Source organism: Pseudoalteromonas sp. SM9913, from assembly GCF_000184065.1.
GTDB classification, from domain to species: Bacteria; Pseudomonadota; Gammaproteobacteria; order Enterobacterales; family Alteromonadaceae; genus Pseudoalteromonas; species Pseudoalteromonas tetraodonis.
On the sequence record NC_014803.1, the window covers coordinates 1,299,071 to 1,324,773 of the forward strand.

The window sequence follows — 25,703 nt, forward strand, 5'->3', positions numbered from 1 at the left end:
TAGGATAACTAACCGATGAAAAAGTCCTACGTGATTGGCTTTGCTATCAGCTTGGGCCTAATTATGTGGTTTTTAATTGATGAGGGTCATGCAAGTTACCCCCTAAAACAAGCCCCTCTTAATGATAAAAAGCCGATATCGACACCTCCTGCTCAGCAGCGCACGCTAAGCCAACCTGTGACAAAGGTAACAACAAAAACCAGCTCAGTAACTCAGTCAGCATTTGATGAAGACTTAGCCAAAGCCGCCTCTGTGGTTGCTGATCAGTATCAGAAAAGTTTGGCGTTTCCGCCTTATTCACAACCATTAACGGTATATGATGAGGACAGACTTAAGCCAAATCAGTTCTTTCCTGTTAGCAGCCCAGTGGGTGAGCAAGGAGGGGAGTTAACAGTGAGCTTGTCTCAATATCGGTATGTGTATCCACAAGCTATAGAGCTAACCGTAAGCGCCCCAAATTTAGGTAAGGCGGTAGTGACACTCAGTAATACAGACACCAAAAAGTCGCTAAAAACGCAAAGCGGTGTGGCTCGTCAAAATGAGCTGGCAATGATATTTAAAGGTGAAGAAGACTATCCACGTAATTTACAATTATTAGTTGAAGCAGATATCGCGGGTAAAATAGTTCCTGTGGTGGCACAAATACACTATATGCCGCCTAGTGCAACGCTAACTAGCTTTGATAACGCGTATCCACGTAATGATAATATGATAGTGCCTGCTAATTTAACAGTTATAAAAAGTGGCTTATACCGTTTAAGAGCTAACTTATACAGTGGCACCTCGCCATTGGCACATTTAGTTGCTAAAGCACGTTTAAATGAGGGCAGTCAGCAAATTGACTTTAAAGCGCATTGGTCTGTTTTGCCCAAGCAAACGAATGACTTACGGTTGAGGGACTTTGTTATTGAACGTATGTCGCCAAGCCCAGGTGAGCTTAACAGTTTTGGTGAAAGTGAAATTAGCGAGTTTACTATTGAAGATTTTGCTTACGACAGCTTACAGCAGTTGCCTTATCAGGCAAACAAACAAGAAGTGCAGAGTTTAGAGTTTTTACAAGGATTAGCTGCTGGTCAGTAGCAGCATAGAACAAAGTGAAGGGTTTGCATTACTGCAAACCCTTAAAAATTAGCTTAAATTAATGGTAACCACGTCGGCTTGGTTTGTTTCATCTTGTTCATTATTAACTGGCGCTTTTGGAATATCTGGTTTATCGAGCGCGATATCGCCCCCATCAATAACGTCACCCGTTTGCAAGTTGGTAAAATCAAATAATTGATTATCAGCTAAGTGTGAAGGCACAACGTTTTGCATGGCGGTGAAAATACTCTCTATACGGCCCGGGTGCTCTTTATTCCATTGCTCCAGCATATTTTTAGTGTGTTTACGCTGTAAGTTTTCTTGTGAGCCACATAAATTACACGGAATAATAGGGTAGCCTTGGCTGAACGCATATTTGCTTATATCGGCTTCTTTACAATATGCCAGTGGGCGAATAACCATATGCTCACCGTTATCGCTCATTAGTTTAGCCGGCATACTTTTTAGTTTTCCGCCATAAAACATATTTAAAAACAAGGTTTCTATCATATCATCGCGGTGATGACCCAGTGCAATTTTAGTCGCACCTAACTCTTTAGCCGTGCGATATAAAATACCACGGCGCAAGCGAGAGCAAAGCGAGCAGGTTGTTTTACCCTCAGGAATAATATCAGTAACAATACTGTAGGTATCTTCTTCTACAATTTTGTATTCAATATTTAAATTATCAAGATACTCAGGAAGCACATGCTCAGGAAAACCAGGTTGTTTTTGGTCGAGATTTACTGCAAATAAATCAAACTTGATAGGTGCAACACGTTGTAAATGTTGCAACATGTCGAGCATAGTGTAACTGTCTTTGCCACCCGATAAGCACACCATAATACGGTCACCTTCTTCAATCATGTTAAAGTCCATGACAGCTTGACCTGTGAGGCGGCGTAAACGCTTTTGAAGCTTATTTAAGTTGTATTGAGCTTTGGCTTGAGCAGAATGAGACACTACGCCCCCTTGTAAATAGTACGGCAAAATTAATTGCTAAAAATAAAGGGGCGTATTATATGCCATATGTAATATGGGAGCTACTGCAAACGCTAACTTTCTGCAAGCGGGCTTACGTACCCATCAGGTTTAAGTGCAAGTACATCACAATCAAGGCTGTCAATAACATGTTCAGCAGTGTTGCCTACTAAGGCAGCGCTTAAGCCAGTCCGTCCGACCGTGCCAATAACCACTAATTCGCTGTTTAAGCGTTTTGCAACATCCGGTATCACATCTTCTGGCAATCCCTCTTCAATAAAGCATTGATCAGAGGTTAGTTTAAACTCATTAGCGAGTTCATTGGTTGATTCAATATGATGTTTTTTAACTGATTCGTTATATAACCCTGGGTTAAACTCAGGGATCTCTATTGCTATATTAACCGGTGTAGCAGGGTATGCATTGACTAAGTTAAGTTTAGCATTAGCCAGTTCACTTAAAAATTGTGCATCTTTAATTATGCGTTTATTCAGTGACAGGTGCTGATCATTTTCACTGACTGCATTAACAGCCGCTAAAATATTCCCATGTGCTGGCCACGCCATATCTTTTACAAATAATACAGGGGTTGGGCATTTTCTGACTAAGTGCCAGTCTGTTGGCGTGAAAATAACTGCTTTAAGCGCACCATGCTGATGAGTACCTTTGATCACTAGGTCATATTTATCATTAATAACGGTATTAATAATGGCTTCGTAAGGGCGGTTATGCCAAATGACTTGGGTATTAATATTAATGTTTTGATAAGGAGAGACAAGATCTTTTAACCATAATTCGCGATCTTTTAACACCGCTTTACGCATTGCTTCACGTTCATCACCAGAGAGCATAGTAGTCATTTCGTAAGAGAAATCGTACACCGTCATAAAGGCGGTAATGCTAGCCCCTGATTTTTTGGCTAAATCTATTGAACGCGCGAGGGCATTTTGATCGTCTTTAGTTGGGTCAATAACCGCGATAATACGTTTAATCGTTTCCATTGTGCTACTCCATTCACTTAACAGTTATACCTTGAGTGTAACGCAAATACACAACAGTTAAAGGGGTAGCACTAATATTCTTGTTCTATATCAAGAAATAAAGTTTCTCTAATTTTAAAACTCTTTATCTTGGATAAAAGCATGTACGGCTTTATAAAAATTTAATTATTCTCAGGTTTTATTAAAGTGTTGTCTTCTACAGTGAATCCACTCGTTTTTTTCACAAAGCCCACTTCAGGTAGTAAGTTATAAACATTATCTTTAATGGTAGAAAACAGATAACTCTTTCCACCTCTACTGAATAAGTTAATAAGATACCAATATTTCTTTTCAGGATAAACAGTCATATCAACGTCAATAAAGTGATTGTTATTGATATAAATGCCTCTTACGTATTTGTCATCTATTAGCTCGCCGGTTACATCTGACTGTATTCTAATGCCTCCCTTAGAACGTAAAACTGTGTTGTGAGTAAAATAAATACTTCCCCAATTAAAAGGCTCGGTCACACTTTTTGGTTTGTTAGGGTAAGCATTGAGGATAAACTTATCACTGTCTATGAAGGTATTAGCAATAATTTTTACGTTAGAGTAATAAGTAATTTCTATAGCGGTGCCTTTGGTGTTTTTGAAAGTGTTATATCTTACTAGAGCCTTTGATACAGGTTTAACCGTGGCAAATTTCAATGATCCCTTCAATCCCTCAAAAATATTATCTTCAACTGTAATATCATGCGTACCTCCATAGTTATTATTCCACGGGTGAGTAGTTGTTACTTGTGTGACATTTTCAAAGTAATTATTACGAATATCAATTCTGAAAGAATTGATATTCGTATCATGGGATGATAAGTGTGAAGATGTTGCTCTTATAGCCGCATCGCCAAAATCAAAAAATTGATTATATTTAATTGAAATATCTTCGGAGCCGGCAAAAAGGATACCTTGCTCACCCCAAACATAATTAATTTTGTCTGTGGTTAACCCTCTAAAAATAAAACCATTAATTTCTATGAAGCGTGAATTATAAAAGGATAAAATATACTCTCCTTCAAATTGGTCACACTTTTTTAGTATAACGCCAGTATTAGCTGTAATAACAATATTGTTAAGATTTCTAACAATAATAGCTGAGCAGATGTCATAAACTCCTGGCTTGTCTATTTTAAGCTCAGAATTTTCTGCAGTGTTTAAAATCAAGTCTTTTAGTGCTTCTGAGTCATCAATGCCGTCATCGGGGATCATTGAGCTCGATGCTTGGCTACTAAATAAAATACTTAAAGAAAGAGCGATAAATAGAAATAAAGATTTAGGCATAAGATTGTCCTTCTATGTAAGAGTTTAATAGGACGTAGTTGCTTTTATATTAAAAAATGAGCCAGACAATTCATTCATCGACTCTTAAAAGTGAATGGTTAATACCTCTACTCAAAGTGTTAGTAGAGATAGAGCATAATTGCAATAATTACGCTCCAATTCAGGGTAGGATTAATTTTAAAATGAGAAATGATTATTAACGAGGCTTAACAATCGCAGCAGTTTTGGCTAAAGCGTCATTATCTAAAATAGTAATAAATTTACCTTCTACTTTAATTAAGTCGGCTTTTTGAAAACGGCTTAATAAACGGCTGATAGTTTCTACTGTTAAACCTAAGTAGTTACCAATTTCGCCGCGGGTCATGGTAAATCTAAATTCTTTACGTGAAAAACCACGCTCACCAAAACGCTCTGATAAGTTATAAATAAAGCTAGCAAGACGTTCTTCTGCTGATTTTTTATTCAGTAATAACAGCATTTCCTGATCGTAGGTTATTTCACTGCTCATTAAACGCATTATTTGTTGGCGCAATTTAGGCAGTTTACCGGCTAGTTCGTCAAGAGTTTCAAAGGGAATTTCACATACCATTGAGGTTTCTAGTGCTTGAGAAAAACTTTGATGTTGCATTTTATTGATGGCGTCAAAGCCAACAAGGTCACCCGCTAAATGAAAGCCTGTAATTTGCTCATCGCCTTGCTCTGACAAGGTATACGATTTAAACGACCCCGAACGAACTGCATAAATTGCATTTAAAGGTGCGCCCGATTCAAATAAGTAGTCACCCTTGTGTAATGGTTTTTTTCGCTCAATGATCTCATCAAGTTTATCCATTTCTTGGCCATTTAAAGAAAATGGTAAACATAACTGGCTAATACTGCAGTTATTACAGCTAATGGCACAATTACCTTTAGCACGACTTTGAGAAAAATCCATAAGTTCAATCCGTTAAATTTCTATGCACAACATTTACCAATGTTAATGCACTAGCTTGTCTGTTGCAATGATCAGAAGGTAGATACCATACCAAATGATAACACTGCCTAATATTATTCGCGTCCAAGGGTGATTAAAAAGCGTATTGAGCTTTTGTGCAGCCACACCTAAGGTGATCATGGCAGGGAACGTCCCTAGGGCAAATGCCAGCATAACCAGAGCACCATTTATGGCAGTGCCACTGGTCATCGCCCATGTGAGCGCAGAATATACTAAGCCGCACGGTAACCAGCCCCATAGTGCGCCATAACCAAGCGCTTTTAATGGGGAATCAATGGGCATTAAATATTTATTAAGTTTAATTAAGTGCTGCCAAATGAGGGTTTTGCCAAGTTTTTCGAGCCATTGTAATGTCGCGGCTAAGCGCATGATATAAACGCCGACCAGTAACATAAACACGCCCGCTAAAAATGATAAAAACAGCGCAAAGGCCGAGTTTTGTGTGGCAAATTGACTACTAATACCGGCGACTAGGGCACCAGCCAGCATATAACTTAGCGCTCTGCCGATATTATAGGCTAGAGAATATAACCAAGTTTGGCGCTTGTTACTGGCTAACTGTAATGAGCTGGCAATGCCGCCGCACATAGCAATGCAATGGCCACTGCCAATCAACCCCATTAAAAAAGCACTAACAAAAATCGGGTCAATCATTACTTTTATTATGTTGCTCTTTATCGTCTTCAAACAAAATACTGTGGCCTTGCTTGTTTAAATCAGAGAATTGCTCGCCTTTTACTGCCCAAAAAAACACGCCAATGGCAATTAGTACAAACAAGATAGCGATAGGAACTAAAATATAAATTATGCTCATAACTTTAATAGCCTTAGTGAATTACATATCACAATAATAGAGCTGGCAGACATACCAATTACCGCCATCCAAGGCGCAACTAAACCCATAGCAGCAAGCGGTAATATAGAGCCATTATATAATAAAGAAAGCGCTAGGTTTTGCTTAATTATACGCCGTGTTTGCTTAGCAATCGTCAACAAATGATCAATAGAGGCTAAATCACTGTTAAGCAGCACAACATCGGCACTGTTTTTAGAGATATCAGCTCCTGTTTCCATGGCGATTGATAAGTGGGCGCTGGCAAAGACTGGGCTGTCGTTTACGCCATCGCCAACCATAGCAACAACTTCACCTTGAGTTGACCAATGATCAACGGCGTCTTGTTTATCTTTTGGACTACAACTGGCTTGTACTGAATCAAGCTTTAATTTTTTTGCCACCTTGGCACCGGCATCTGAGGCGTCACCTGTTAGCATATGACAACTTAGATTGGCAGCCTTTAACGAGTTAATGAGTTTATCGGCATCTGTTTTTACTTTATCAACAAAGTAAAAGCGTGCAACGGGTTGCTTGTTTATGTAAAGGGTAGCTTGCGCATTGGTTTTTTTGGTATCAAACCAGGCACTTTTACCAATGGCGTAGTGCGTGTTTTCGTATTTAGCGCTGATCCCAACCCCTGGATGGAGCTGTACATCGTCAAATTTACGCTGACCTTTAAACTCTTTAAAGGCACTAGCAATAGGGTGCTCAGAATAGCTCTCAAGCTGTGCTGCAATATCAAGAATTTGCTCTTTGCTGTAGTTATCATCAAGTATGTCAACAACATCGAGGCTAAATTTACCTTGCGTAAGCGTACCGGTTTTATCAAAAGCAACTAAAGTAAGCTTTGAGAGTGTTTCGAGCACATGTGCTTGCTTAATTAATATTCCTTTACGAGTTAAGGTAGCCACAGCACACGTTAACGCGGTTGGAATAGCTAAACTCAATGCGCACGGGCAAGTGGCCACTAACACCGATATAGTGATCCAAAAAGCGACATCAGGGTCAATTTGATACCAGCCAATGGCGGTTAGAGAGGCAAATACCAGTAATACGGCAACAAACCACTGCGCGACTTTGTCGGTAATTTCTACTAACCGTGGGCGTTTTGTTAGGGCATTATGTTGCAGGCGAATAATTTGATTAAGCAGGGTATTTTGGCCCAGCTTATTGATTTTTATTTCAATAATACCATCATGATTAACCGTGCCCGCATACACGTTATGATCAATATACTTTCGTACTGGCTGATGTTCACCAGTCATCATAGACTCATCAACACTGGTGCTACCTTTGACTAAGATGCCATCGGCAGGGATAGTTTCGCCTGCTTTTATTAAAACGATATCGTTAAGCTTGAGCTTTTTAGCGGCAATTATGTGCTCTTTGCCGTTTTCATCGAGTGTACGGGCTGTCAGTGGCAGTAGCTTTTGTAAGTTGGCTGTAAATTCACTGGCCTTTAAGCGCGCTCTAAATTCTAAGTATTTACCTAATAAGAGTAAAAAGGTAAACATACAAATAGATTCAAAGTAAACTTCACCGACTTCCATTACCGTGGCGTAACAGCTTGCACCATAGGCACCAAAAATCGCCAATGATACCGGTAAATCCATATTCAGTTGTTTTGCTTTTAAGCCGTTAATTGCATTACTTAAAAAGGGCAGGGCGCTGTACAAAATAACGGGCGTTGCAAGGATCAAGCTGATCCATCTAAAGTACTGTTCAAAGTTGCTGTCCATCCCAGAGAACATGCCAAAGTACATAGCAAAGGCAAACATCATCACTTGCATGGTCATTAAGCCTGCCACGCCGAGGCGGCGAATATAGGCTTTAGCTGTTTGTTGTTTTTGCTGGGCTTCTACATCTGATTGGAATGGATAGGCTTTGTAACCTATTTCAGCCAGTGAGGTGATTAGCTCACTTAAAGGGGATGCGCTTTTATCCCATTGGATCATAGCGCGATTAGTTGAGGTGTTTACATCAACGCGCTTTACCGATTTAAGGTTAAGTAATTGCTTTTCAATAAGCCAGGCACAGGCGGCGCAGGTAATGCCCTCAACACTGAGAAGCACCTCAGAGTTGTCGTTATGCGTACTGATAAACTCATCTTGAATATCTTCATTGTCATAGCTTTTAATAAAAGCGAGTTGTTCAGGGACGAGTTGCTCTACTTTACCGGCACTAACAGTGCGATATTTGTAGTAGTCGGTCATCCCTTGGTCAATGATATTTTGTGCAACAGCTTGGCAGCCAATGCAACACATTGGCTCAGCGGTATTGTCTATAACAACATGTGCGCTAAATCCAGCAGGCACACTTTCAAGACAATGAAAGCAATTTTTAGACATACTAAATACTACTTATAGTTAGGAGTCACTAAAACGGTGGCGGTGGTTGGTAAACTAACGTTTTCTTTCATTTTCCAACTATTATCAACGGGTTCAATAAACACCGAATATGCGCCTGGTGTATAGCTTTCTAATAATGCAGTGAACTCTTGATTAGCATTTGGGGTGAGGGTGGCCTCAAAATCGTGCGCTTTTATAGTACGGTGAAAAAACGACAATCTTAATGCGTGTATATTACTGGTATCGCCTTTGGTAAATTTAAAGCTTACACGCTCATCTGATACATTTAGGTCGCCATGTAAATACAGCGCTTTTGCTTTATCAAACTTAACGAGTTCTAAGTTGATTGCTTTGCCTTTTTTATAGTAATCATCTACAACCATATCTGGGCCGTTACCAATGGCTGTAATAAATAAACTAATGCAGCCAATAATTGCAGCTAAAGGAAAGAAGATTAAAAACCAAGGCCAAAAATTTTTATACCACGGAGTCGGTTGCATAGTCGCTCTAAAATTAATTGATGTGCGGCTATATTATAATAAATAGAATGAAAAGACTAAAAAAAAGCCTCCGAGTGGAGGCTTTTTTGATCTGAATTAATCTACTGAAATAAAAAGATTAAAACTGAAACGTTTTGTTAACTTTATCGTTATTTATCTTGCGATAAGCTGTAAACGTAAGCAGTTAATAGGTGAATTTTATCTTCGCCTAAAATCTCTTTCCATGCAGGCATTACACCAGCACGGCCATGGTTAAGTGTTTCTTCAACAGCGCGTTGAGAGCCACCGTATAACCAAATGTTATCAGTTAAGTTTGGTGCACCAAACGGTAGGTTATGGGCAACTGAACCTTTACCATCTGGACCATGACACGCAGCACACATAGCAAATTTTGCTTTACCTGCATCGGCATCTTTTTGGTTAACAGTACGACCAGATAGGCTAAGTACGTAAGCCGTCATTTCTTTCACGCCTTGCTCACCTAATGCATCACCCCAAGGTGGCATTGCTGCAACACGACCTAAAAGTAATGTTTCTCTGATCTTGTCAGGAGAACCACCGTACAACCAATCGTTGTCAGTAAGGTTAGGGAAGCCAGTACCACCACGAGCATCAGAGCCATGACATTGTGCACAGTTTTGTGAGAACAAACGTTGACCAATTTCAACTGCGAGTTGACCTTGAGTTTGCTCATGTTTAGTGCCGTTTTCTAGCGCAACTTGCTGTGCTGCATCACCAGCAAATTTAGACTCTACTAAATCTAGAACAGGTATTTGAGCCAATTCATTAAAAATAGGACCAAAACGTTCTTCAGCAGCGCGGTATTCAGCATCTAGCTTTACAAAACGGCCATCTTCTTTCGCTTCAATGACTGCTTCTTTCGATTCAGTTAAAGAGGTAATACCTTGGTTTGAGCTTGTCCATTTTGCTAAACCTTCCCAATTACCTAAACCTGGGTAGGCTGCTAAGTAATAAACAGACCACACAAACGTTGCGAAGAACATGTAAGTCCACCATTTCGGTAGCGGATTGTTTAATTCTTGAATGCCGTCAAACTCATGTCCACAGCTTTCACCTTCTTTTACACCTACATAGTTTTTTAAGTTCCAAACTAGTAGACCAAAGATAATGATTAAGCATGCAAGGGTTAATACAATAACCCATATACTCCAAAAGCTAGTCATTTCTCAGACCCCTTTTCCTCGTTAGAGAGTGTATTGTTGTGTTTTTTTTCATCTTCAAATATGACATTAGCAGCGTCTTTAAAACGACTTTTACTACGCTTGCTATATGCCCATCCAACAATCACAATAAATAATACTAAAATTACCAGAGTCAAAATGCCTCTGTATGTCCCGTAGTCCATAATAATCTACTTCAAATGTGTGCCAAGTTGTTGCAAATAAGCGATAAGGGCTTGCATTTCTGTTGCACCTTTACCGTCATTCATTGCATCAACCTTAGCAATGTCAGCGATTAATTCCTCGTCACTGCCATAACCTAGACCCGGGTGTTTTGGGTTTTCTGGATTAATAGCAAACGTGTCACGGAAAATTTGTAGTTTTTTCAGAGTCAGACTTGTATCAAGCGTGTTCTCTGCTAACCAAGGGAAACCTGGCATATTAGACTCAGGAACCACGGCACGTGGATCCATTAAGTGCGCATAATGCCAATCATCTGAGTAACGTTTACCTACTCGTGCTAAGTCAGGGCCAGTACGTTTAGAACCCCAAAGGAAAGGGTGATCCCATACTGACTCGCCTGCTACAGAGTAGTGACCGTAACGCTCAACTTCATCACGAAATGGACGGATCATTTGAGAGTGACAGTTAGCACAACCTTCACGTACATAAATGTCGCGACCTTCAAACTCTAGTGCGTTTAACGGGCGTAACCCATCCACTGGCTTGGTTGTATCGTCTTGGAACATTAGCGGCGTAATTTCTACTAATGCACCGAAGCTGATTGCGAAAACAGTCAAGATGGCCATGAGGCCAATGTTTTTCTCGATAATTTCGTGTTTGTTTTGTGAATTTTTATTGCTCATTATCTAACTCCGTTATGCTAACTGCGCTTGTTCATCAAGTTCTAACGAGTTATTTTTCGCTGAAACTGTACGATAAACGTTATAAGCCATAACCAGCATACCTGTAACGATGAATACACCGCCTAAGAAACGCATAACATAGAAAGGATGAGAGGCTTCTAACGACTGTACAAAGCTGTACATTAATGTACCGTCAGAGTTAACTGCACGCCACATTAGACCTTGCATTACACCTGAAATCCACATTGCAACAATGTATAAAACAACACCCACTGTGTGTAACCAGAAGTGTGTATTGATTAATTTAATGCTGTACATACGACCTTGCGAGAATAACGCAGGGATAAGGTGGTAAATAGCACCGATAGAAATCATCGCAACCCAACCTAATGCACCTGAGTGAACGTGACCTACAGTCCAATCTGTGTAGTGCGATAACGCATTAACAGATTTAATTGCCATCATCGGGCCTTCAAACGTCGACATACCGTAGAAAGACAATGAAACCACTAAGAAACGTAAAACAGGGTCAGTACGTAGCTTATGCCATGCACCTGAGAGCGTCATAATACCGTTGATCATACCACCCCAAGACGGTACGAATAAGATAATAGACATCACCATACCTAAGCTTTGCGTCCAATCAGGAAGCGCAGTGTAGTGAAGGTGGTGAGGACCTGCCCAAATGTAAAGAGAGATAAGTGCCCAAAAGTGAACAACCGACAAACGGTATGAATAAACAGGGCGACCCGCTTGCTTTGGTACAAAGTAATACATCATACCCAAGAAACCCGCAGTTAGAAGGAAGCCTACTGCGTTGTGGCCATACCACCACTGAACCATTGCATCTACGGCACCTGCATAGATTGAATATGATTTAGTCAATGAGACTGGGACTGCCATGCTGTTAACAATATGTAGAACAGCAACGGTAATAATGAAACCAGCATAGAACCAGTTAGCTACATAAATATGCGCTACTTTGCGTTTTGCAATAGTGCCCATAAATACAATAGCGTAAGTTACCCAAACAACAGCAATTAAGATATCGATTGGCCACTCAAGTTCTGCATACTCTTTAGAACTTGAAATACCCATAGGTAGAGTAATTGCTGCTAGAACAATAACTAACTGCCAACCCCAAAAGGTAAAGGCGGCTAATTTGTCTGAAAGAAGGCGCGTTTGACATGTACGTTGTACGACGTAGTAAGACGTCGCAAAAAGTGCACTTGTACCAAATGCGAAAATTACTGCGTTCGTGTGTAACGGACGAAGTCGAGAGTAAGTTAACCATGGTGTGTCAAAGTTAAGAGCTGGCCAAGCTAATTGGGCAGCTATCAGAACCCCAATACCCATGCCAACGATGCCCCAAATCACTGTCATAATAGCGAATTGGCGTACAACTTTATAATTGTACTCAGTTTGTGATGCTACTGTTTGGCTCATTTTCTGGCTTCCGCTGCAATAAATGCGTTTAGAAATGAATTACCTACTTGTAAAAGTAGGACCTACTATTATTCCAAAGTATACTATCTAAAACCCACAATATGTGGTTGTTAAAGATAATAATCTCAAGAAATACTTGTTTTTTTGCGGTTGAAATGATAAATTTTTTGGCCTTAAAAAGATAGGTCAATTGCGTAATAATATGACATCAATCAAACTTTATTAACTTGCTGTCTATTTTTTGAGGTGATTTGTACCTTACTTGCCCATTAAAGCCGATAATCAACCAACGTGCCCAAATGTTGGGCTAATACATTAGATACTTTGAGAACCTGCATGTATATATATAGAGTATGTTTACTTTCTTTTCTACTATTCTTACTAGGTTGTGACTTTTCTGGATCAACATCAACACCAAAAGTAAATCAATCACAAACAGAGTGTAAAAATAACAACCCGTGTATTTTTCCAAATCAAGTTAAAGTTTGGCTAAGCGAAGAAACCCTATCACCAGAGACACCGTTTTCAATTTACACTCAGTTACCGACTGGTGTAACAATAACTGCAGCTAAATTAGAAGGCGTTAGCATGTATATGGGTTACATTCCCGTACAATTTAAAAATCAGGGCAGCGTTTGGGTAGCTAATACTATGGTAGGGATTTGCTCAGAAAAAAACATGGTGTGGAAGCTTATTCTTACTACTGTCGATACAAACACTGGCATAAGTGAAAATGTTGAATATTTTTTTAACGTTACCTATTAAAGGCTTTCTACTCAGGCGTGGTTTTTAACTGCGCCATTCCCGTAAAATTATAGCGGCAAAGCCAAATGCCTCACATTTAATAGTTATTTGTAATTAAAGTACATCTGATAAAATAACCATTCTTAATAAAGCTTTTATATACCCATTTACCTTCCAAGTTTATAACTTAAGCTCTGCTTGGCTTACTTATTCAATTGTGCTCATACGTGCAATAAAGCACCTATATCATTTATATGTAGATTTATCTAATGGACCCACTTTGATAGCCGTTTTTAGTTTAATTGGCAGCCCGTCTTAAACCTTCAATACACATAAAATTTGCATGATTAAAACTTATAACAAAAAAATTCAGACTAAATAAACAATCTACTTGCATAAATATGGTTAGGAATTAACACCTAGTTTTACCGTTTTAATAACGAGCTGTGATTAACATGTTAATTTTCCTGTTTAGGGCACATTATTGTAATAATTACATTTGATTACAAACTCTACTCATTTGATTTCAGCTGTGTTTTTTATGTGATTGCTTGGTCTTTAGTTTATGATTTTTAACTGTTTTTATTAATTAACAATGAAACATACTGTAACCTTTGTTCCTTTCGTGGGACGTCTTAATTTTCATTGATTGCATAGTGATCGCTCGTTAAGTTTTCATTCAGTTAAAGGCGCCTAAGTTGCTCCCGCTCACTCAAAATTCTCATAAAAGTGAGCATTACCAATTTAGGTAAATTTTCAACAAGTAGGGTTCATCCATGAAAAAATCAACTCTTGGTTTAGCTGTAATTGCAGCGATCCCAATGTTCTCAAGTGTTCAGGTTTTAGCTGCAGACGAAGCAGCAAAGTCAATTGAAAAAATTCAAGTAACGGGTTCTCGTATTAAGCGTTCAGATATGGAAACTGCTAGCCCAGTTACACTTATCGGTGCCGATGAAATTAAAGCATCAGGTGCAACATCTGTAGATAGCGTATTACAACAAATGACGGCTACGGGTGGTGCAATGACAAACCCTGGCGTTAATAATGGCTCTGGCGGTGGTGCATCTATAGATTTACGTGGTTTAGGTTCACAGCGTACTTTAGTACTTGTTAATGGTCGTCGTATGATCAATTCAGGTACTGGTGCGGCTTCAACGGTTGATTTAAATACTATTCCAGTATCAATGATCAAACAAATTGAAGTACTTAAAGACGGTGCTTCTGCTGTATACGGCACAGATGCTGTAGCGGGTGTTGTAAATATTATCCTTAAAAATGACTTTGAAGGTTTAGATTTAAACGTCAACACAGCCATGACTTCAAAACATGATGCGTCAGAAACATCAATCGACTTTACCTTAGGTACAACATTTGACAAAGGTAATATGGTTTTTGGTATTCAATACACTGATCGTGGTGAAGCAAGTCAAGGTGATCGTGGTTTCTCATCATGTCCTTTATTTGAAGGCGAAAATGGACTTTTCTGTGGCGGTTCTTCATTCAGCGAAGGCGGCCATATTTACAATGTTAATACAGCTAATATCATCAACGATAAAGGTGAAATCGAGAAGCAGGGTGTTGCTGACGATGCTGGTTTAAGTGGCCTTGGCGGTAACTTACACCGCTATACCGATGAAAACGATGCATACAACTATGCGTCTAAAAGCTACCTATACACACCTATGGAACGCTTAAACATCACAGGTTTAGGTAATTATGAACTAAATGATGACACAATGCTTTTCAGCGAGTTTACCTATACTAAGCGCTGGTCAGAGCAAAAGTTAGCACCACAGCCTATCAACTTTGGCTTTAAATATACCGAAGATATGGGTGACAGCTTACTGTCACAAACTTATGATAAGCGACAAGTCGTTAACGGTGCATTTGTAAAAGATGCTAATGATAATTACGTTACAACACCGACTAATTACGCCTATGGTGATGAAATAAGCTACCGTCGTCGTATGGCTGAAAGTGGTACTCGTGACTTATCGCAAACAGTTGATACTGTTCGTGTTGTTGTGGGTGCTGAAGGTATTATTGGTGATTATTCATGGGATGCATCAGCAAACTTTGGTCGCAATGATTCTGTTGATAAAATGAGTAATCTGCACAACGTTTCTGCAATCACAGAAGACTTAGCTGCAGGTACATTTAAGCCTTTAAATGAGGCATCTTGGTCACAAGAAAACATTCAAGATTATATATACACAGAGCAAAACTCAGGTGGAAGCCAGTTATTTATTTTGGCAGCTTCATTATCTGGTGAAATGTTTGAGCTACCTGCAGGTTATGCTGCATTTGCAGCGGGTGTAGAGCGTCGCCAAGAAAAGGCATGGTATAATCCTGATTCAATTGCTGCTCAAGGTCTAGGTAACGATCCACGTGTAGATCCAACAAGTGGTGGGTTTGATGTGAATGAGGCTTATGTTGAGTTTGCATTACCCTTACTATCTGAGCTTCCATTTGCAGAATATGTTGAATTAAGTGCGGCAATCCGCGCGTTTGATTACAGCACTTTTGGTTCTGATGAAACATGGAAACTTGGTTTTACTTGGAAAGCAAATGATGAATTGATGTTCCGTGGCGTACGTTCAACCGCATTCCGTGCTCCAACGGTAGATGAGCTTTACTCAGGTAATGCGCCATCTTATGAGCAAGTAAAATACCCAGGTGCTGATAGCCAGGCAGAAGTAACTGTGGGCGGTAATCAAAATCTAACACCAGAAGAAGCTGATACTTTAACGTTTGGTGTGGTGTACGAACCACAATGGTTTGAAGGTTTCTCAATGACCGTAGATTACTACGACATTGAAATCGAAAATGCTATTTCAACATACAACAACCAATTCGTTGTTGATCAATGTATTGGTAATTCAAACAGCAGTTCAAACGAACTTTGTGCAAGCACAGGTGCAATTTTACAAGCTGATGGTCGCATTGTTTTCAATAATCAGCTTCGTAATATTGGTTCTGAAAAAACATCTGGCATTGACTTAAATCTGAAGTATTCATTTGATGCATTAGGCTTAAGCTGGAGAGCTGGCCTTGATACAACATATTTAGATGAATACGTTGTTGATACGGGTGCTGTTGTAGATTACGCTGGTTACATTACGGGTGGAGCTGGTAGTTACGCAGATATCAAATCAAACTTTAACTTAACAGTTAAAGGAGATAACTGGGATGCAACTTATGAAGCACGCTACATTGCTGGCCTAGATAGCTTCGCATGTATTGATGGTGAGACATGTTATGCACCTTCAACGCCTTCAGTTGTGTACCATGACATTAGTGGATCTTACTTAATTAATGATACAGTGACATTGTCTGCAGGTGTTAATAACTTATTTGATAAAGAGCCACCGTATTACTCAGGTAATAACGATTCAAACACTGACCCGTACACGTTTGATACGTTAGGTCGTCGTTTATTCGCTGGCGTAAACGTTAAGTTCTAATTTTAATTCATTAGAACTACTAAAAGGCCTAGTTTTTACTAGGCCTTTTTTGTTGAACAAAATTAAAGAGGCACGTAAACTCAGGTAGATAACCAAAGGAGGCATCATTGTTAAAGCAAGACGAAAATTTATCGTTTGTTATTGAACCGCAACTATCACCGCGTGCAGAGCAGCGTCTCGATCTTTATTTTTCTATCCCAAACGAAATGGGTATTAACGCGCAAACACTCAGCGAAGAGTCTTACTTTAATAACCAATTTAAATCTTTTGTAGCCTATAACGCGAATAACATTCATCTTCCATTGGTACGAAGCCGCTTTGTGAGTAAAAACAAAGGTGAGCAGCAAGATTACCGACAAAATTTAAATTTATATTGTTATCAAGTGCGTCTAGCAATTGATGCCGATATTAAAGATGCGTTAAAAATTCAAGAAAGCGATGAGTTTTATCAACGAGCCATGGAGCTCTGTGAACAAAGCCAAAGCCTACTTAGAAAACTCAGACGTTACACCCCAGATAACGAAAAGCTGATCCCGTTTTATACTAATGCTGATAACTACCTAAGCTGGCAAATTGAACAAACTTTTTTAAAGCTACTTGATGAAGGCCCGCGTAGTAGCGATCACGCTAAAGAACGAAACGACTTATTAAACTTTTGTAAGTCAGAGAGTGAGTATCGAGCAGAGCAGCAATATAATTCTGACTCAACACTTAAAGACGCCAACAGAATTACTAATAAGATGCGTTTACTCCAGCGTTTAATAGAGCATGGAGTGATTTTACAGCGCCAAACACGCTATCTTAATAGCTATTTAAAGCGGTTGGTAAAAGGCTCTGTAACAGCTGTTATAATGGCTTTTGTGATGGTGGTTATTTTAAATGCGCGTTCTACCTTTACTGAAATAACCGCTTCATTAATTCTAATTTTAGGGGTTATTTACGGGCTGAGAGAAATATTTAAAGAAGATATTACCCGTATTATTTGGCGTGCTATTGTGCGAGGGCGGCCAAAATGGCGCTTTATTTTTAAAAACAGTATCACAAAAGATAAAGTGGCGAGTCAGTTTATTTGGTTAGAGTACACCCGGTTTAAAAAAATCCCCAAAGAAGTGAGGAAAATTTTTTCTAAGCGTCGTCAGCAAAACAAACAGGCGGCGCAATGGCTGCATTTTGCTAGTGAAACCCGGGTAAGTGCTAAAGAATTTTTGCCAGGCTACGATAGCTTGCAGCAAACGCTGCAATTTAATCTTGCGCCGTTTGCACGTTATTTAAAAAAAGGGGAAGGGAAGCTCTATCATTTAGAAAACAATAAAATTTCTAAACAGGGAGTAGAAAGGCGCTATCAGTTAAACATGGTATTGGTTCTAACCGAACCGGATAAAACGCTCTATCAGCGTTACAAAATCACTTTAAACCGCAGTAAAATAGTCAACATAGAGCTTATTTACACCAGCGATGCAAAAAAAGAGGAATAACATACGTTATTCCTTTTGTCCTTATTTATCCGTTAGCCCTTTTTTGCTGTAAAGCGTTACTTTGTCTGATACCAGGGTAATTTCGATGTTTTTAGCGTCATCACCCCAAGTACAGCTAGTATGTAATGTTTTTTCTACACAGTTATCAGCACTGCCTAAAAGTGCTTCAACTTCTGTTTTGTCCATACCAATTTTAATTTTTTCGTAATTTTCCATGCTTACTTTTGAACAAGCAGCAAGACTCAGTGCTGCAGCAATTATTAGGAGCTTCTTCATTATTATTTTCCTACTGTTAATGGTTAAATTTTCGAATTTGTACAATCATACCCATACGAGGATGATCAAAGTAATGAATATCTTCGCTGAAAACGCGTCTAAATTGTGAAAAACGGGCTGATTCTAGCTCACCATTATCTTGCTTTTCACTAATATCGAAATCCGCATTAATGTATAAATAATGGCGTAAATGTATTTTCAATAAGCCATCTAACTCCCATTTCATGGTCGGAGACTGTGCTTCATTAAACAATGGCTCAGGAGTATCAAGTAAGCTAATAAAGTTGGAATTGGCGTAACTAAAACCGGTGTTCATATTGTTTTTTAATTGGTTGCCTGCAAATAAGTGCATACTAGGGGAGCGTGATTTACTTGCGCCTTCAAACCGCCAGCCGGTATGTAATATAGGGGTGAGTCCTTTGCTGTCTAAAGCTTGGCGTTGTTGTTCAAACTGCAGTTGTTCAGGAGCGAGCAGGTAAGTTTGCTCCATCGTATCTTGTACTGGTGCTTGAGGGGTTACTGGCAGCACATCGTAACTTTTTACATAATCAATGCTGTCGTTACACGCTGCAGACTGTGGGTTTGAATTAACCAAAGTGTCAGCAAATGTACGTGTTTGAAAGCGTGGGTCACCGTTTATACACGCGTCCATTGCTTGGTCTTTATAAGCAGAGGCCAATAAATCTAAGGTGTTTTTATCTTCAATGGCGTCATGCTTTAAGCTAAAGTCTTCTTGTAAGTAAGGAGCAGGGCGCTGTTTAAATATTAACACCTCTACTTCAAACCAGCGCTCTGCAAATGCAGTACTGCTAAATAAGCAGCATAAAATAACCAGCGATTTTTTCAGCAACATTAATGGCTAACCTTTTTTTCGAAATCTGCAATCATAGCAGTGATCATTTTTAAGCGTTCACGGGCATTCGCCTCGCTAATGGCAAAGCGTAATTTATTTGCGCCATCCATTTTATAAATGTGTGGCGCACTTTGTATCAAACCAATAATGAAGCTAGGATTAACCTTGGTATTTTGACTGAACTCAAAGTAGCCTCCTTTCGGGTTAGCTTCTATTTTGGTTATGCCCAAATTGCTCGCCTGCATTTTTAGTTGTTGTAAACTAAATAGGTTTTTAGCTGCATCAGGTAATAAACCAAATCGATCTATCAATTCTACTTGCAGTTCATCAATATCAGCAAGGTTAGCACAACTTGCTACACGCTTGTACATACCTAAACGCGCGTTAACATCATGAATATAATCATCAGGTAACAAGGCAGGTAGCTTTAAATCAACTTCGGTTTGTTTTTGTAATAAATTTTCAAGGGTTGGCTCTTGACCATTTTTAAGCGCGTTAACAGCCTGTTCAAGCATTTCCATGTATAAATTAAAGCCAATGGTTTGCATTTGTCCAGATTGATCGTCTCCTAATAGCTCACCGGCACCACGAATTTCTAAATCGTGGGTTGCTAAGGCAAAGCCTGCGCCTAAATCTTCTAATGAGGCAATGGCATCTAAACGCTTTTTCGCATCTTTAGAGAGCGCTTTAGGGTTACCTGTGAGTAAATAAGCATAGGCTTGGTGATGACTTCTACCAACACGTCCGCGTAATTGATGCAGCTGAGCAAGACCGAGTTTATCGGCTCTGTCCATAATAATAGTATTTGCTGTGGGTACATCAATGCCGGTTTCAATAATCGTAGTACATACCAGTACATTGTATTTTTGGTGATAAAAATCGGTCATGATCTGCTCAAGCTCTTGCTCTCGCATTTGCCCGTGGGCTGAGGTAACTGTTGCCTCAGGCACCCATTCGCTAATTTCTTGAGCAACACGCTCAATGGTTTCTACATTGTTGTGTAAAAAGTACACCTGGCCGCCGCGTTTAATCTCACGCAGTACCGCTTCGCGAATAAGCTCTTCGTCGCGTTGGCGCACAAAAGTTTTAACAGCTAAGCGTTTAGCCGGTGGGGTAGCAATAATAGATAAATCGCGCATACCACTCATGGCCATATTTAAAGTACGGGGGATAGGGGTTGCGGTCAGGGTGAGTATGTCAACATCAGCTCTCAGGGCTTTAATTTTTTCTTTTTGGCGCACCCCAAATCGGTGTTCTTCATCAACAATTAACAGGCCTAAGTCTTTAAAATTGATGTCTTGTTGAATTAGTTTATGCGTGCCAATGACAACATCAAGCTTGCCATTACTCATCTTTTCAAGGGTTTCTTTTTGCTCTTTGGTCGAGTTAAACCGAGACAATACACCCACTTCAATTGGAAAATCAGCAAAGCGGTCTTTAAAGTTATCGTAGTGTTGTTGAGCAAGTAGGGTGGTAGGGACTAAAATAGCCACCTGCTTATTATCGTTAACCGCAACAAACGCTGCACGCATGGCTACTTCGGTTTTACCAAAGCCTACATCACCACAGACTAAGCGATCCATGGCTTGTTTTGATTGCATATCACCCAGTACAGCTTCAATAGCGTTACGTTGATCATCCGTTTCTTCAAACGGGAAGCTATCACTAAATTGACGATAAGCTTGGCCATCCAGCGTAAATTTATTACCCGGCTTTGCTTGGCGCTGAGCGTAGATATCGAGCAATTCAGCAGCGACATCGCGTACTTTTTCAGCGGCGCGTTTTTTTGCCTTATCCCACGCATCAGAGCCGAGCTTATGCAGTGGGGCACTGGCTTCTTCACCGCCAGAGTAACGGCTAAGCATATGAAGCGCTGATACCGGCACATAGAGCTTTGCTTCACCGGCATAAATAATGGTTACAAATTCAGTAACCACACCGGCAGCATCAATTGTTTGCAGTCCTTGATAACGGCCAACACCATGGTCAAGGTGCACAACCGGTTGGCCTTCTTTTAACTCTGCTAAGTTACGAATTAGCGCATCTTGGCTTGCTTCATACTTGTGCTTACGGCGTCTGCGTTGTGATACTTTAATTCCAAGCAATTCTTGCTCAGTAATAATGCTCAGGCTAGGTTTTGTGCTAAGCACGACACTTTGTTCAAGTGGGCTTACAATTAAACCAACGTCACTACTGCTGTTGGTAAATTGCTCAAAAGTATCAAACTCTTTAAATTTTAAGCCGCTGGGTTTTAATATACTCAGTAATGATTCACGTCGACCATCCGACTCAACACTAATGACAACTCGGCCTTTTTTCTTTTTTTGCTCTGCCACATAGCTAATGAATGCGTTGTAAGGTTCATGTTGTTTATGATCAATGCGGACATTGGGTAATTCATTAACGGCAAGGTTTTTATTGCCCGCTTTAGTGCCCAATTTTGCTTGCGATAAACGAATGCGGCCATAATTACCTAAGTTTGAAAATAGCTCATTGATTGGCTGGTACAATTCATCCGGTGGTAAAAGTGGGCGCAAGGGGTCCACACGGCGGTTTTCATAGCGTACATTAACATCGTGCCAAAAGTTATCCGCCGCATGTTCTAAATCGCCTAATTGCATCACGGTCGTTGATTCAGGCAAATAGTCAAAAATAGTCGCCAAGCCATCAAAAAATAATGGCATGTAGTATTCAATACCTCCAGGCCAATTACCTTTACTAACTTGCATATAGACAGAGTCTTGCTCTGCGCTTGCGCCAAACTTTTCACGATAGTTTATTCTAAAGCGTTCAATATCCGTGTCGTTAGTGGGGAATTCATGGGCAGGAAGTAACTCAATTTTTTCTACTTTTTCATCTGAGCGTTGTGTTTCCACATCAAATAAGCGAATGGTATCAAGCTCGTCATCAAAAAAATCGAGCCTAAATGGGTGTTTACTGCCCATCGGGTATAAATCAACAATAGAGCCACGTATTGCATATTCGCCATGCTCCATAACTTGTTGCACGTGCATGTAACCCGCTTGCTCTAAGTTTTCACGCAAAGCGTGGGTGTCTAATCTATCGCCCACTTTAAAATTAAGCGTTGAACCGTATATAAACGAAGCTGGGGCCGTGCGCAGCATCAGCGTTGATACAGGCATAATGAGCACGCTTTGTTGCTCGTTTTTCAGGGTATTAAGCGTTGCTAAGCGCGCTGAAATAATATCTTGATGGGGAGAGAAATGATCATAAGGCAATGTCTCCCAATCCGGAAATATCATTACCGGGTTATCCGGAAGCAAATACTCTAATTCGGTTTCAAGGCGCAAAGCACTTGGTGTATCTGGCGTAACTATTAACACTAAGTTATCTTGTTGTTTTACACCTTGTGCAATGGCAATGCTCAAGCCACTGCCTAAAAGCTCGCCCCATTGAATTTTATCTTTTTGAGATTTTACCCAAGGCAAGGCTGCCCATTGCTCAAACGCCATTAATTACTCCATTAAATTAGGCTCTTAGCTGCTAAGAGCCATACTATTATTTAGTCGCGATAGATTTTTGTTAAATCTTGATAATGATCAATTCTGCGGTCGCGTAAATACGGCCAGATACGTCTTACGTTCTCGCTGCGTTTTTGATCAAGTTCAACCATTAATATTTGTTCACTTTGATTATCGGCCTCTGCCAATATTTCGCCTTGGGGACCTGCAATAAACGAGTTACCCCAAAATTGAATGCCGTCACTTTGTCCACTCGGGTCGCGCTCAAGACCAACACGATTACAGCTAATCACCGGAACGCCATTGGCTACCGCATGGGCTCGTTGGCTAATAACCCAAGCATCTTTTTGACGGGTTTGCTCGTCTTTATCATCGCGTGGATCCCAGCCTATGGCCGTTGGATAAATTAAAAGCTCGGCACCTGCCATCGCCATTAAACGCGCCGCTTCAGGAAACCACTGATCCCAACACACCAGTACGCCAAGTTTGCCCACTGAGGTTTGAATAGGCTCAAAGCCTAAGTCGCCTGGAGTAAAGTAAAACTTTTCATAAAAGCCAGGGTCATCCGGTATATGCATTTTACGGTATTTACCGGCAATACTGCCGTCTTTTTCGAGCACCACTGCGGTATTGTGATAAAGGCCTGTAGCGCGCTTTTCAAATAAAGACGCGACAATCACGATACCAAGCTCTTTAGCAAGTTCACCTAACGTATTACTACTCGGCCCAGGTATTGTTTCGGCTAAATCAAAGACGTCGACATCTTCGGTTTGGCAAAAGTATAAACTACGGTGTAACTCTTGTAGCACAACAAGTTGTGCACCTTGACTGGCTGCATCGCGAATGCCAGCAATTGATTTTTCAATATTGTGTTCAGCGTTGTCACTGTTGCTTTGTTGCACTAAGGCAACTGATAAATTTGCAGGGCTTGTCATTGTGCTGCTCCAGCTAAAAATCCACGAGGTAATTGCATTGTAATGCAGTGAAGACTGCCAAATTGCTCAATAATAGGTAAACAATTTACCCCAATAATTGTGTGATCTGGGTATGCTTTTTGAACCTGTGCTAACGCGCGTTGGTCGTTTACATCGTTATAAGTAGGCACTAATACCGCATTGTTAATAATTAAGTAATTTGCATAGGTGGCGGGTAAACGCGTGTTTTCATCATCGTACACGGCTTTTGGCCATGGCAACTCAATTAGCTTATATGGGGTGCGATCGGCAGTTTTAAAGCTTTGTAGTTGCTTTTGCATGGCATTAAGCGCGCTGAAGTGCTCATCGCTTTTATCGTCACATTGCACATACACAAGGGTATTATTTGGTGCAAAACGCACTAAGGTATCAATGTGGCTGTCGGTGTCGTCACCTGCTAAATAGCCATGATCAACCCATAAAAAGTCTGTTGCGCCCAAGTGCGCTTTTAAAAGCGCTTCTATGTCACTTGGGTTTAAATTTGGGTTACGGTTTTTATTAAGCAAACATTCGCTGGTTGTTAGCAACACACCATGCTCGTTTATTTCAATACCGCCTCCTTCAAGTACCATATCGAGCGCTTGATAGTGGTTGTTTTTGCTACTTAACTCTTTTACCAAAGTACGATTAATTTGATTATCTAATGCGCTTTCAAATTTATTGCCCCAACCATTGAAAGTACAATCATATACTTTTAGTTGCTCGGGTGAGTCAATAGCGCTACAAGTAAGCGGGCCATGATCGCGAGCCCACGTATCATTGGTAGGGGTTACTACAAAATGAACACGATTCAAAGGGATGTTAGCGCTATTTAGCAATGCTGTAATATGCATTTTTAAGGCGCTATTATGCGCCACAATCACAAGCTTTTGCTGCGTTGTTATATGCTTAGCAAGCTCAATATATACAGGTTCTACACGGGCTAAATTATCAGCCCAATCTGTGTCTTTATGCGGCCATGTAAGCATAACAGCGTCTTGCTCGGCCCATTCAGGTAAAAGTCTAAAGTTCATGGATTTTTAATACAAATAAAGATGGGGCTAGTTTAGCAGTTCAATTACTGCTAAGTCACTTCTAAATGAGCGTTTGGCTCACAATTTTAAAGCGATTTGAGAAGTAAATAAACGCTAGCTTTTATCGTTTGTACTCTCTTTGGCTTTTTCAAGTTGCTGGCGCTTTTTAAGCTGGCGAGTTTGCGCATGTAAGCTGGCTCTTACAACCAGCTCTTGGTCGCTGTCTCTTATTGATACAAATAACAGAGTATATTGGTAGTGCTCATTATCTTGTTTTTCAATGGCAACCACTTCGCTATAACAATACACCGCAGAGGCCTCGTGTTGTAAAAAAAGTTTAGTACGAAACTTTTGCCCTAATGTATACAAATGTTCACTGGTAAACTTAATGCCGCCACCGCCGTAACTGTCGCAATAGATAGAGTTATCTTCTGGTTGTTCAGAGGCTAAAATATGACTCATGATCAAATCTATTTTGCGCGACTGAGCTTGTAAAAAAGTAGTTAGTTCTTGGGCAATATCACCTAAATTACGCAAAGGGCCTAAGGCGCTTTGCTCTAAACTGCTTACTTCGTTAGCAAGTTTAAATAAAGGCGGAATATCAGCGTCAAGTTCAGCTAAGCTTTTTGGCACAGCCGAATCATCCACGGCAAACAGATTGACGCGATTACTTTCCTCAATTTGAAAATAAAGCTCAAAATCTGATAATTTTTGATTATTCATATGTAACTCCTATCCGTTAATAGTAGCGTTGCGACTACTAAATTACTACACAACACGCCAATAAAATTAAGCTAAATATCTGTTTGCCCTCATTATAAAAAGCCAAATCAACTAAAATTGCGCTAACTTTCAATATTTACCAAACAGGCAT

22 protein-coding genes are annotated in these 25,703 nt (G+C 40.0%); 4 read left to right on the forward strand and 18 right to left on the reverse strand.

The features are described 5' to 3' along the window. Positions 1–15: 15 nt before the first annotated feature. Entirely contained in the window at positions 16–1,080 is a 1,065-nt protein-coding gene (locus tag PSM_RS05965; protein ID WP_013464660.1) for a hypothetical protein, read from the forward strand. 48 nt (positions 1,081–1,128) lie between these two features. On the opposite strand, the gene ttcA is transcribed toward PSM_RS05965, so the two are convergent. The 12 genes from ttcA to ccoN form a co-directional block, all read right to left on the reverse strand. Next, positions 1,129–2,043: a tRNA 2-thiocytidine(32) synthetase TtcA gene (gene ttcA / locus PSM_RS05970; protein WP_013464661.1), complete on the reverse strand. Its 915-nt coding sequence runs from the start codon at positions 2,041–2,043 to the stop codon at positions 1,129–1,131. A 92-nt stretch (positions 2,044–2,135) separates the two neighbouring features. Next, positions 2,136–3,062 (reverse strand): universal stress protein UspE, encoded by a 927-nt coding sequence (gene uspE, locus PSM_RS05975; protein WP_013464662.1) that lies wholly within the window; start codon positions 3,060–3,062, stop codon positions 2,136–2,138. 161 nt (positions 3,063–3,223) lie between these two features. Next, complete coding sequence (locus tag PSM_RS05980) at positions 3,224–4,378, reverse strand: right-handed parallel beta-helix repeat-containing protein (protein WP_013464663.1); 1,155 nt, start codon at positions 4,376–4,378, stop codon at positions 3,224–3,226. Positions 4,379–4,574: 196 nt separating this feature from the next. After that, the gene (locus PSM_RS05985; RefSeq protein WP_013464664.1) at positions 4,575–5,312 is read right to left on the reverse strand and encodes an FNR family transcription factor; all 738 of its coding nucleotides are present in this window, start codon (positions 5,310–5,312) and stop codon (positions 4,575–4,577) included. 42 nt (positions 5,313–5,354) lie between these two features. Then, positions 5,355–6,026, reverse strand: a complete 672-nt coding sequence (locus tag PSM_RS05990; protein WP_013464665.1) for a sulfite exporter TauE/SafE family protein — start codon at positions 6,024–6,026, stop codon at positions 5,355–5,357. Continuing rightward, complete coding sequence (gene ccoS, locus PSM_RS05995; RefSeq protein ID WP_008109812.1) at positions 6,019–6,186, reverse strand: cbb3-type cytochrome oxidase assembly protein CcoS; 168 nt, start codon at positions 6,184–6,186, stop codon at positions 6,019–6,021. Before ccoS ends, PSM_RS05990 begins: the two co-directional genes overlap by 8 nt. After that, the gene (locus PSM_RS06000) at positions 6,183–8,555 is read right to left on the reverse strand and encodes a heavy metal translocating P-type ATPase (protein WP_013464666.1); all 2,373 of its coding nucleotides are present in this window, start codon (positions 8,553–8,555) and stop codon (positions 6,183–6,185) included. Before PSM_RS06000 ends, ccoS begins: the two co-directional genes overlap by 4 nt. A gap of 8 nt (positions 8,556–8,563) precedes the next feature. Further along, positions 8,564–9,055, reverse strand: coding sequence for a FixH family protein (locus PSM_RS06005; protein WP_013464667.1), 492 nt, complete (start codon positions 9,053–9,055; stop codon positions 8,564–8,566). A 149-nt stretch (positions 9,056–9,204) separates the two neighbouring features. After that, positions 9,205–10,239, reverse strand: coding sequence for a cytochrome-c oxidase, cbb3-type subunit III (gene ccoP, locus PSM_RS06010; RefSeq protein WP_013464668.1), 1,035 nt, complete (start codon positions 10,237–10,239; stop codon positions 9,205–9,207). Continuing rightward, on the reverse strand, positions 10,236–10,421 hold the full coding sequence (locus tag PSM_RS06015; RefSeq protein WP_010389598.1) for a cbb3-type cytochrome oxidase subunit 3: 186 nt from the start codon (positions 10,419–10,421) through the stop codon (positions 10,236–10,238). The genes ccoP and PSM_RS06015 overlap by 4 nt, the downstream gene beginning before the upstream one ends. A 6-nt stretch (positions 10,422–10,427) precedes the next feature. After that, positions 10,428–11,102 carry a cytochrome-c oxidase, cbb3-type subunit II gene (gene ccoO, locus PSM_RS06020; protein WP_013464669.1) on the reverse strand — a complete coding sequence of 225 codons (675 nt, stop codon included), beginning with the start codon at positions 11,100–11,102 and terminating at the stop codon, positions 10,428–10,430. A 12-nt stretch (positions 11,103–11,114) separates the two neighbouring features. Next, entirely contained in the window at positions 11,115–12,548 is a 1,434-nt protein-coding gene (gene ccoN / locus PSM_RS06025) for a cytochrome-c oxidase, cbb3-type subunit I (protein ID WP_013464670.1), read from the reverse strand. Between the two features lie 336 nt (positions 12,549–12,884). Between ccoN and PSM_RS06030 the strand changes: the two genes are divergently transcribed. From PSM_RS06030 to PSM_RS06040, 3 genes are all read left to right on the forward strand, one after another. Further along, positions 12,885–13,313 carry a hypothetical protein gene (locus tag PSM_RS06030; protein WP_013464671.1) on the forward strand — a complete coding sequence of 143 codons (429 nt, stop codon included), beginning with the start codon at positions 12,885–12,887 and terminating at the stop codon, positions 13,311–13,313. Between the two features lie 755 nt (positions 13,314–14,068). Further along, positions 14,069–16,756, forward strand: coding sequence for a TonB-dependent receptor (locus PSM_RS06035; protein ID WP_013464672.1), 2,688 nt, complete (start codon positions 14,069–14,071; stop codon positions 16,754–16,756). Positions 16,757–16,863: 107 nt separating this feature from the next. Then, positions 16,864–18,231 (forward strand): hypothetical protein, encoded by a 1,368-nt coding sequence (locus PSM_RS06040; RefSeq protein WP_013464673.1) that lies wholly within the window; start codon positions 16,864–16,866, stop codon positions 18,229–18,231. Between the two features lie 21 nt (positions 18,232–18,252). On the opposite strand, the gene PSM_RS06045 is transcribed toward PSM_RS06040, so the two are convergent. From PSM_RS06045 to PSM_RS06070, 6 genes are all read right to left on the reverse strand, one after another. Next, positions 18,253–18,507 (reverse strand): hypothetical protein, encoded by a 255-nt coding sequence (locus PSM_RS06045; protein ID WP_013464674.1) that lies wholly within the window; start codon positions 18,505–18,507, stop codon positions 18,253–18,255. Positions 18,508–18,523: 16 nt separating this feature from the next. Further along, positions 18,524–19,360, reverse strand: a complete 837-nt coding sequence (locus tag PSM_RS06050) for a peptidoglycan binding protein CsiV (RefSeq protein WP_013464675.1) — start codon at positions 19,358–19,360, stop codon at positions 18,524–18,526. After that, entirely contained in the window at positions 19,360–22,833 is a 3,474-nt protein-coding gene (gene mfd, locus PSM_RS06055; protein WP_013464676.1) for a transcription-repair coupling factor, read from the reverse strand. The genes PSM_RS06050 and mfd overlap by 1 nt, the downstream gene beginning before the upstream one ends. A gap of 50 nt (positions 22,834–22,883) precedes the next feature. Further along, positions 22,884–23,777, reverse strand: a complete 894-nt coding sequence (locus tag PSM_RS06060) for a carbon-nitrogen hydrolase (protein WP_013464677.1) — start codon at positions 23,775–23,777, stop codon at positions 22,884–22,886. Then, a complete protein-coding gene (locus PSM_RS06065; RefSeq protein WP_013464678.1) occupies positions 23,774–24,829 on the reverse strand; it encodes an agmatine deiminase family protein in 1,056 nt (351 codons plus the stop codon). The genes PSM_RS06060 and PSM_RS06065 overlap by 4 nt, the downstream gene beginning before the upstream one ends. Positions 24,830–24,943: 114 nt before the next feature. Next, positions 24,944–25,552 carry a PilZ domain-containing protein gene (locus PSM_RS06070; RefSeq protein ID WP_013464679.1) on the reverse strand — a complete coding sequence of 203 codons (609 nt, stop codon included), beginning with the start codon at positions 25,550–25,552 and terminating at the stop codon, positions 24,944–24,946. Positions 25,553–25,703 lie beyond the last annotated feature (151 nt).

Excerpts from the sequence above, each read along its gene's own strand:
- PSM_RS05965 (WP_013464660.1), top strand. The coding sequence starts at position 16 with ATGAAAAAGTCCTACGTGATTGGCTTTGCTATCAGCTTGGGCCTAATT.
- ccoS (WP_008109812.1), bottom strand. The coding sequence starts at position 6,186 with ATGAGCATAATTTATATTTTAGTTCCTATCGCTATCTTGTTTGTACTA.
- ccoN (WP_013464670.1), bottom strand. The coding sequence starts at position 12,548 with ATGAGCCAAACAGTAGCATCACAAACTGAGTACAATTATAAAGTTGTA.
- PSM_RS06050 (WP_013464675.1), bottom strand. The coding sequence starts at position 19,360 with ATGTTGCTGAAAAAATCGCTGGTTATTTTATGCTGCTTATTTAGCAGT.
- PSM_RS06045 (WP_013464674.1), bottom strand. The coding sequence starts at position 18,507 with ATGAAGAAGCTCCTAATAATTGCTGCAGCACTGAGTCTTGCTGCTTGT.
- PSM_RS06070 (WP_013464679.1), bottom strand. The coding sequence starts at position 25,552 with ATGAATAATCAAAAATTATCAGATTTTGAGCTTTATTTTCAAATTGAG.
- PSM_RS06015 (WP_010389598.1), bottom strand. The coding sequence starts at position 10,421 with ATGGACTACGGGACATACAGAGGCATTTTGACTCTGGTAATTTTAGTA.
- PSM_RS06030 (WP_013464671.1), top strand. The coding sequence starts at position 12,885 with ATGTATATATATAGAGTATGTTTACTTTCTTTTCTACTATTCTTACTA.
- uspE (WP_013464662.1), bottom strand. The coding sequence starts at position 3,062 with ATGGAAACGATTAAACGTATTATCGCGGTTATTGACCCAACTAAAGAC.
- PSM_RS06060 (WP_013464677.1), bottom strand. The coding sequence starts at position 23,777 with ATGACAAGCCCTGCAAATTTATCAGTTGCCTTAGTGCAACAAAGCAAC.
- ccoO (WP_013464669.1), bottom strand. The coding sequence starts at position 11,102 with ATGAGCAATAAAAATTCACAAAACAAACACGAAATTATCGAGAAAAAC.
- ccoP (WP_013464668.1), bottom strand. The coding sequence starts at position 10,239 with ATGACTAGCTTTTGGAGTATATGGGTTATTGTATTAACCCTTGCATGC.
- PSM_RS05980 (WP_013464663.1), bottom strand. The coding sequence starts at position 4,378 with ATGCCTAAATCTTTATTTCTATTTATCGCTCTTTCTTTAAGTATTTTA.
- PSM_RS06065 (WP_013464678.1), bottom strand. The coding sequence starts at position 24,829 with ATGAACTTTAGACTTTTACCTGAATGGGCCGAGCAAGACGCTGTTATG.
- PSM_RS06005 (WP_013464667.1), bottom strand. The coding sequence starts at position 9,055 with ATGCAACCGACTCCGTGGTATAAAAATTTTTGGCCTTGGTTTTTAATC.
- PSM_RS05985 (WP_013464664.1), bottom strand. The coding sequence starts at position 5,312 with ATGGATTTTTCTCAAAGTCGTGCTAAAGGTAATTGTGCCATTAGCTGT.
- PSM_RS05990 (WP_013464665.1), bottom strand. The coding sequence starts at position 6,026 with ATGATTGACCCGATTTTTGTTAGTGCTTTTTTAATGGGGTTGATTGGC.
- PSM_RS06000 (WP_013464666.1), bottom strand. The coding sequence starts at position 8,555 with ATGTCTAAAAATTGCTTTCATTGTCTTGAAAGTGTGCCTGCTGGATTT.
- mfd (WP_013464676.1), bottom strand. The coding sequence starts at position 22,833 with ATGGCGTTTGAGCAATGGGCAGCCTTGCCTTGGGTAAAATCTCAAAAA.
- PSM_RS06035 (WP_013464672.1), top strand. The coding sequence starts at position 14,069 with ATGAAAAAATCAACTCTTGGTTTAGCTGTAATTGCAGCGATCCCAATG.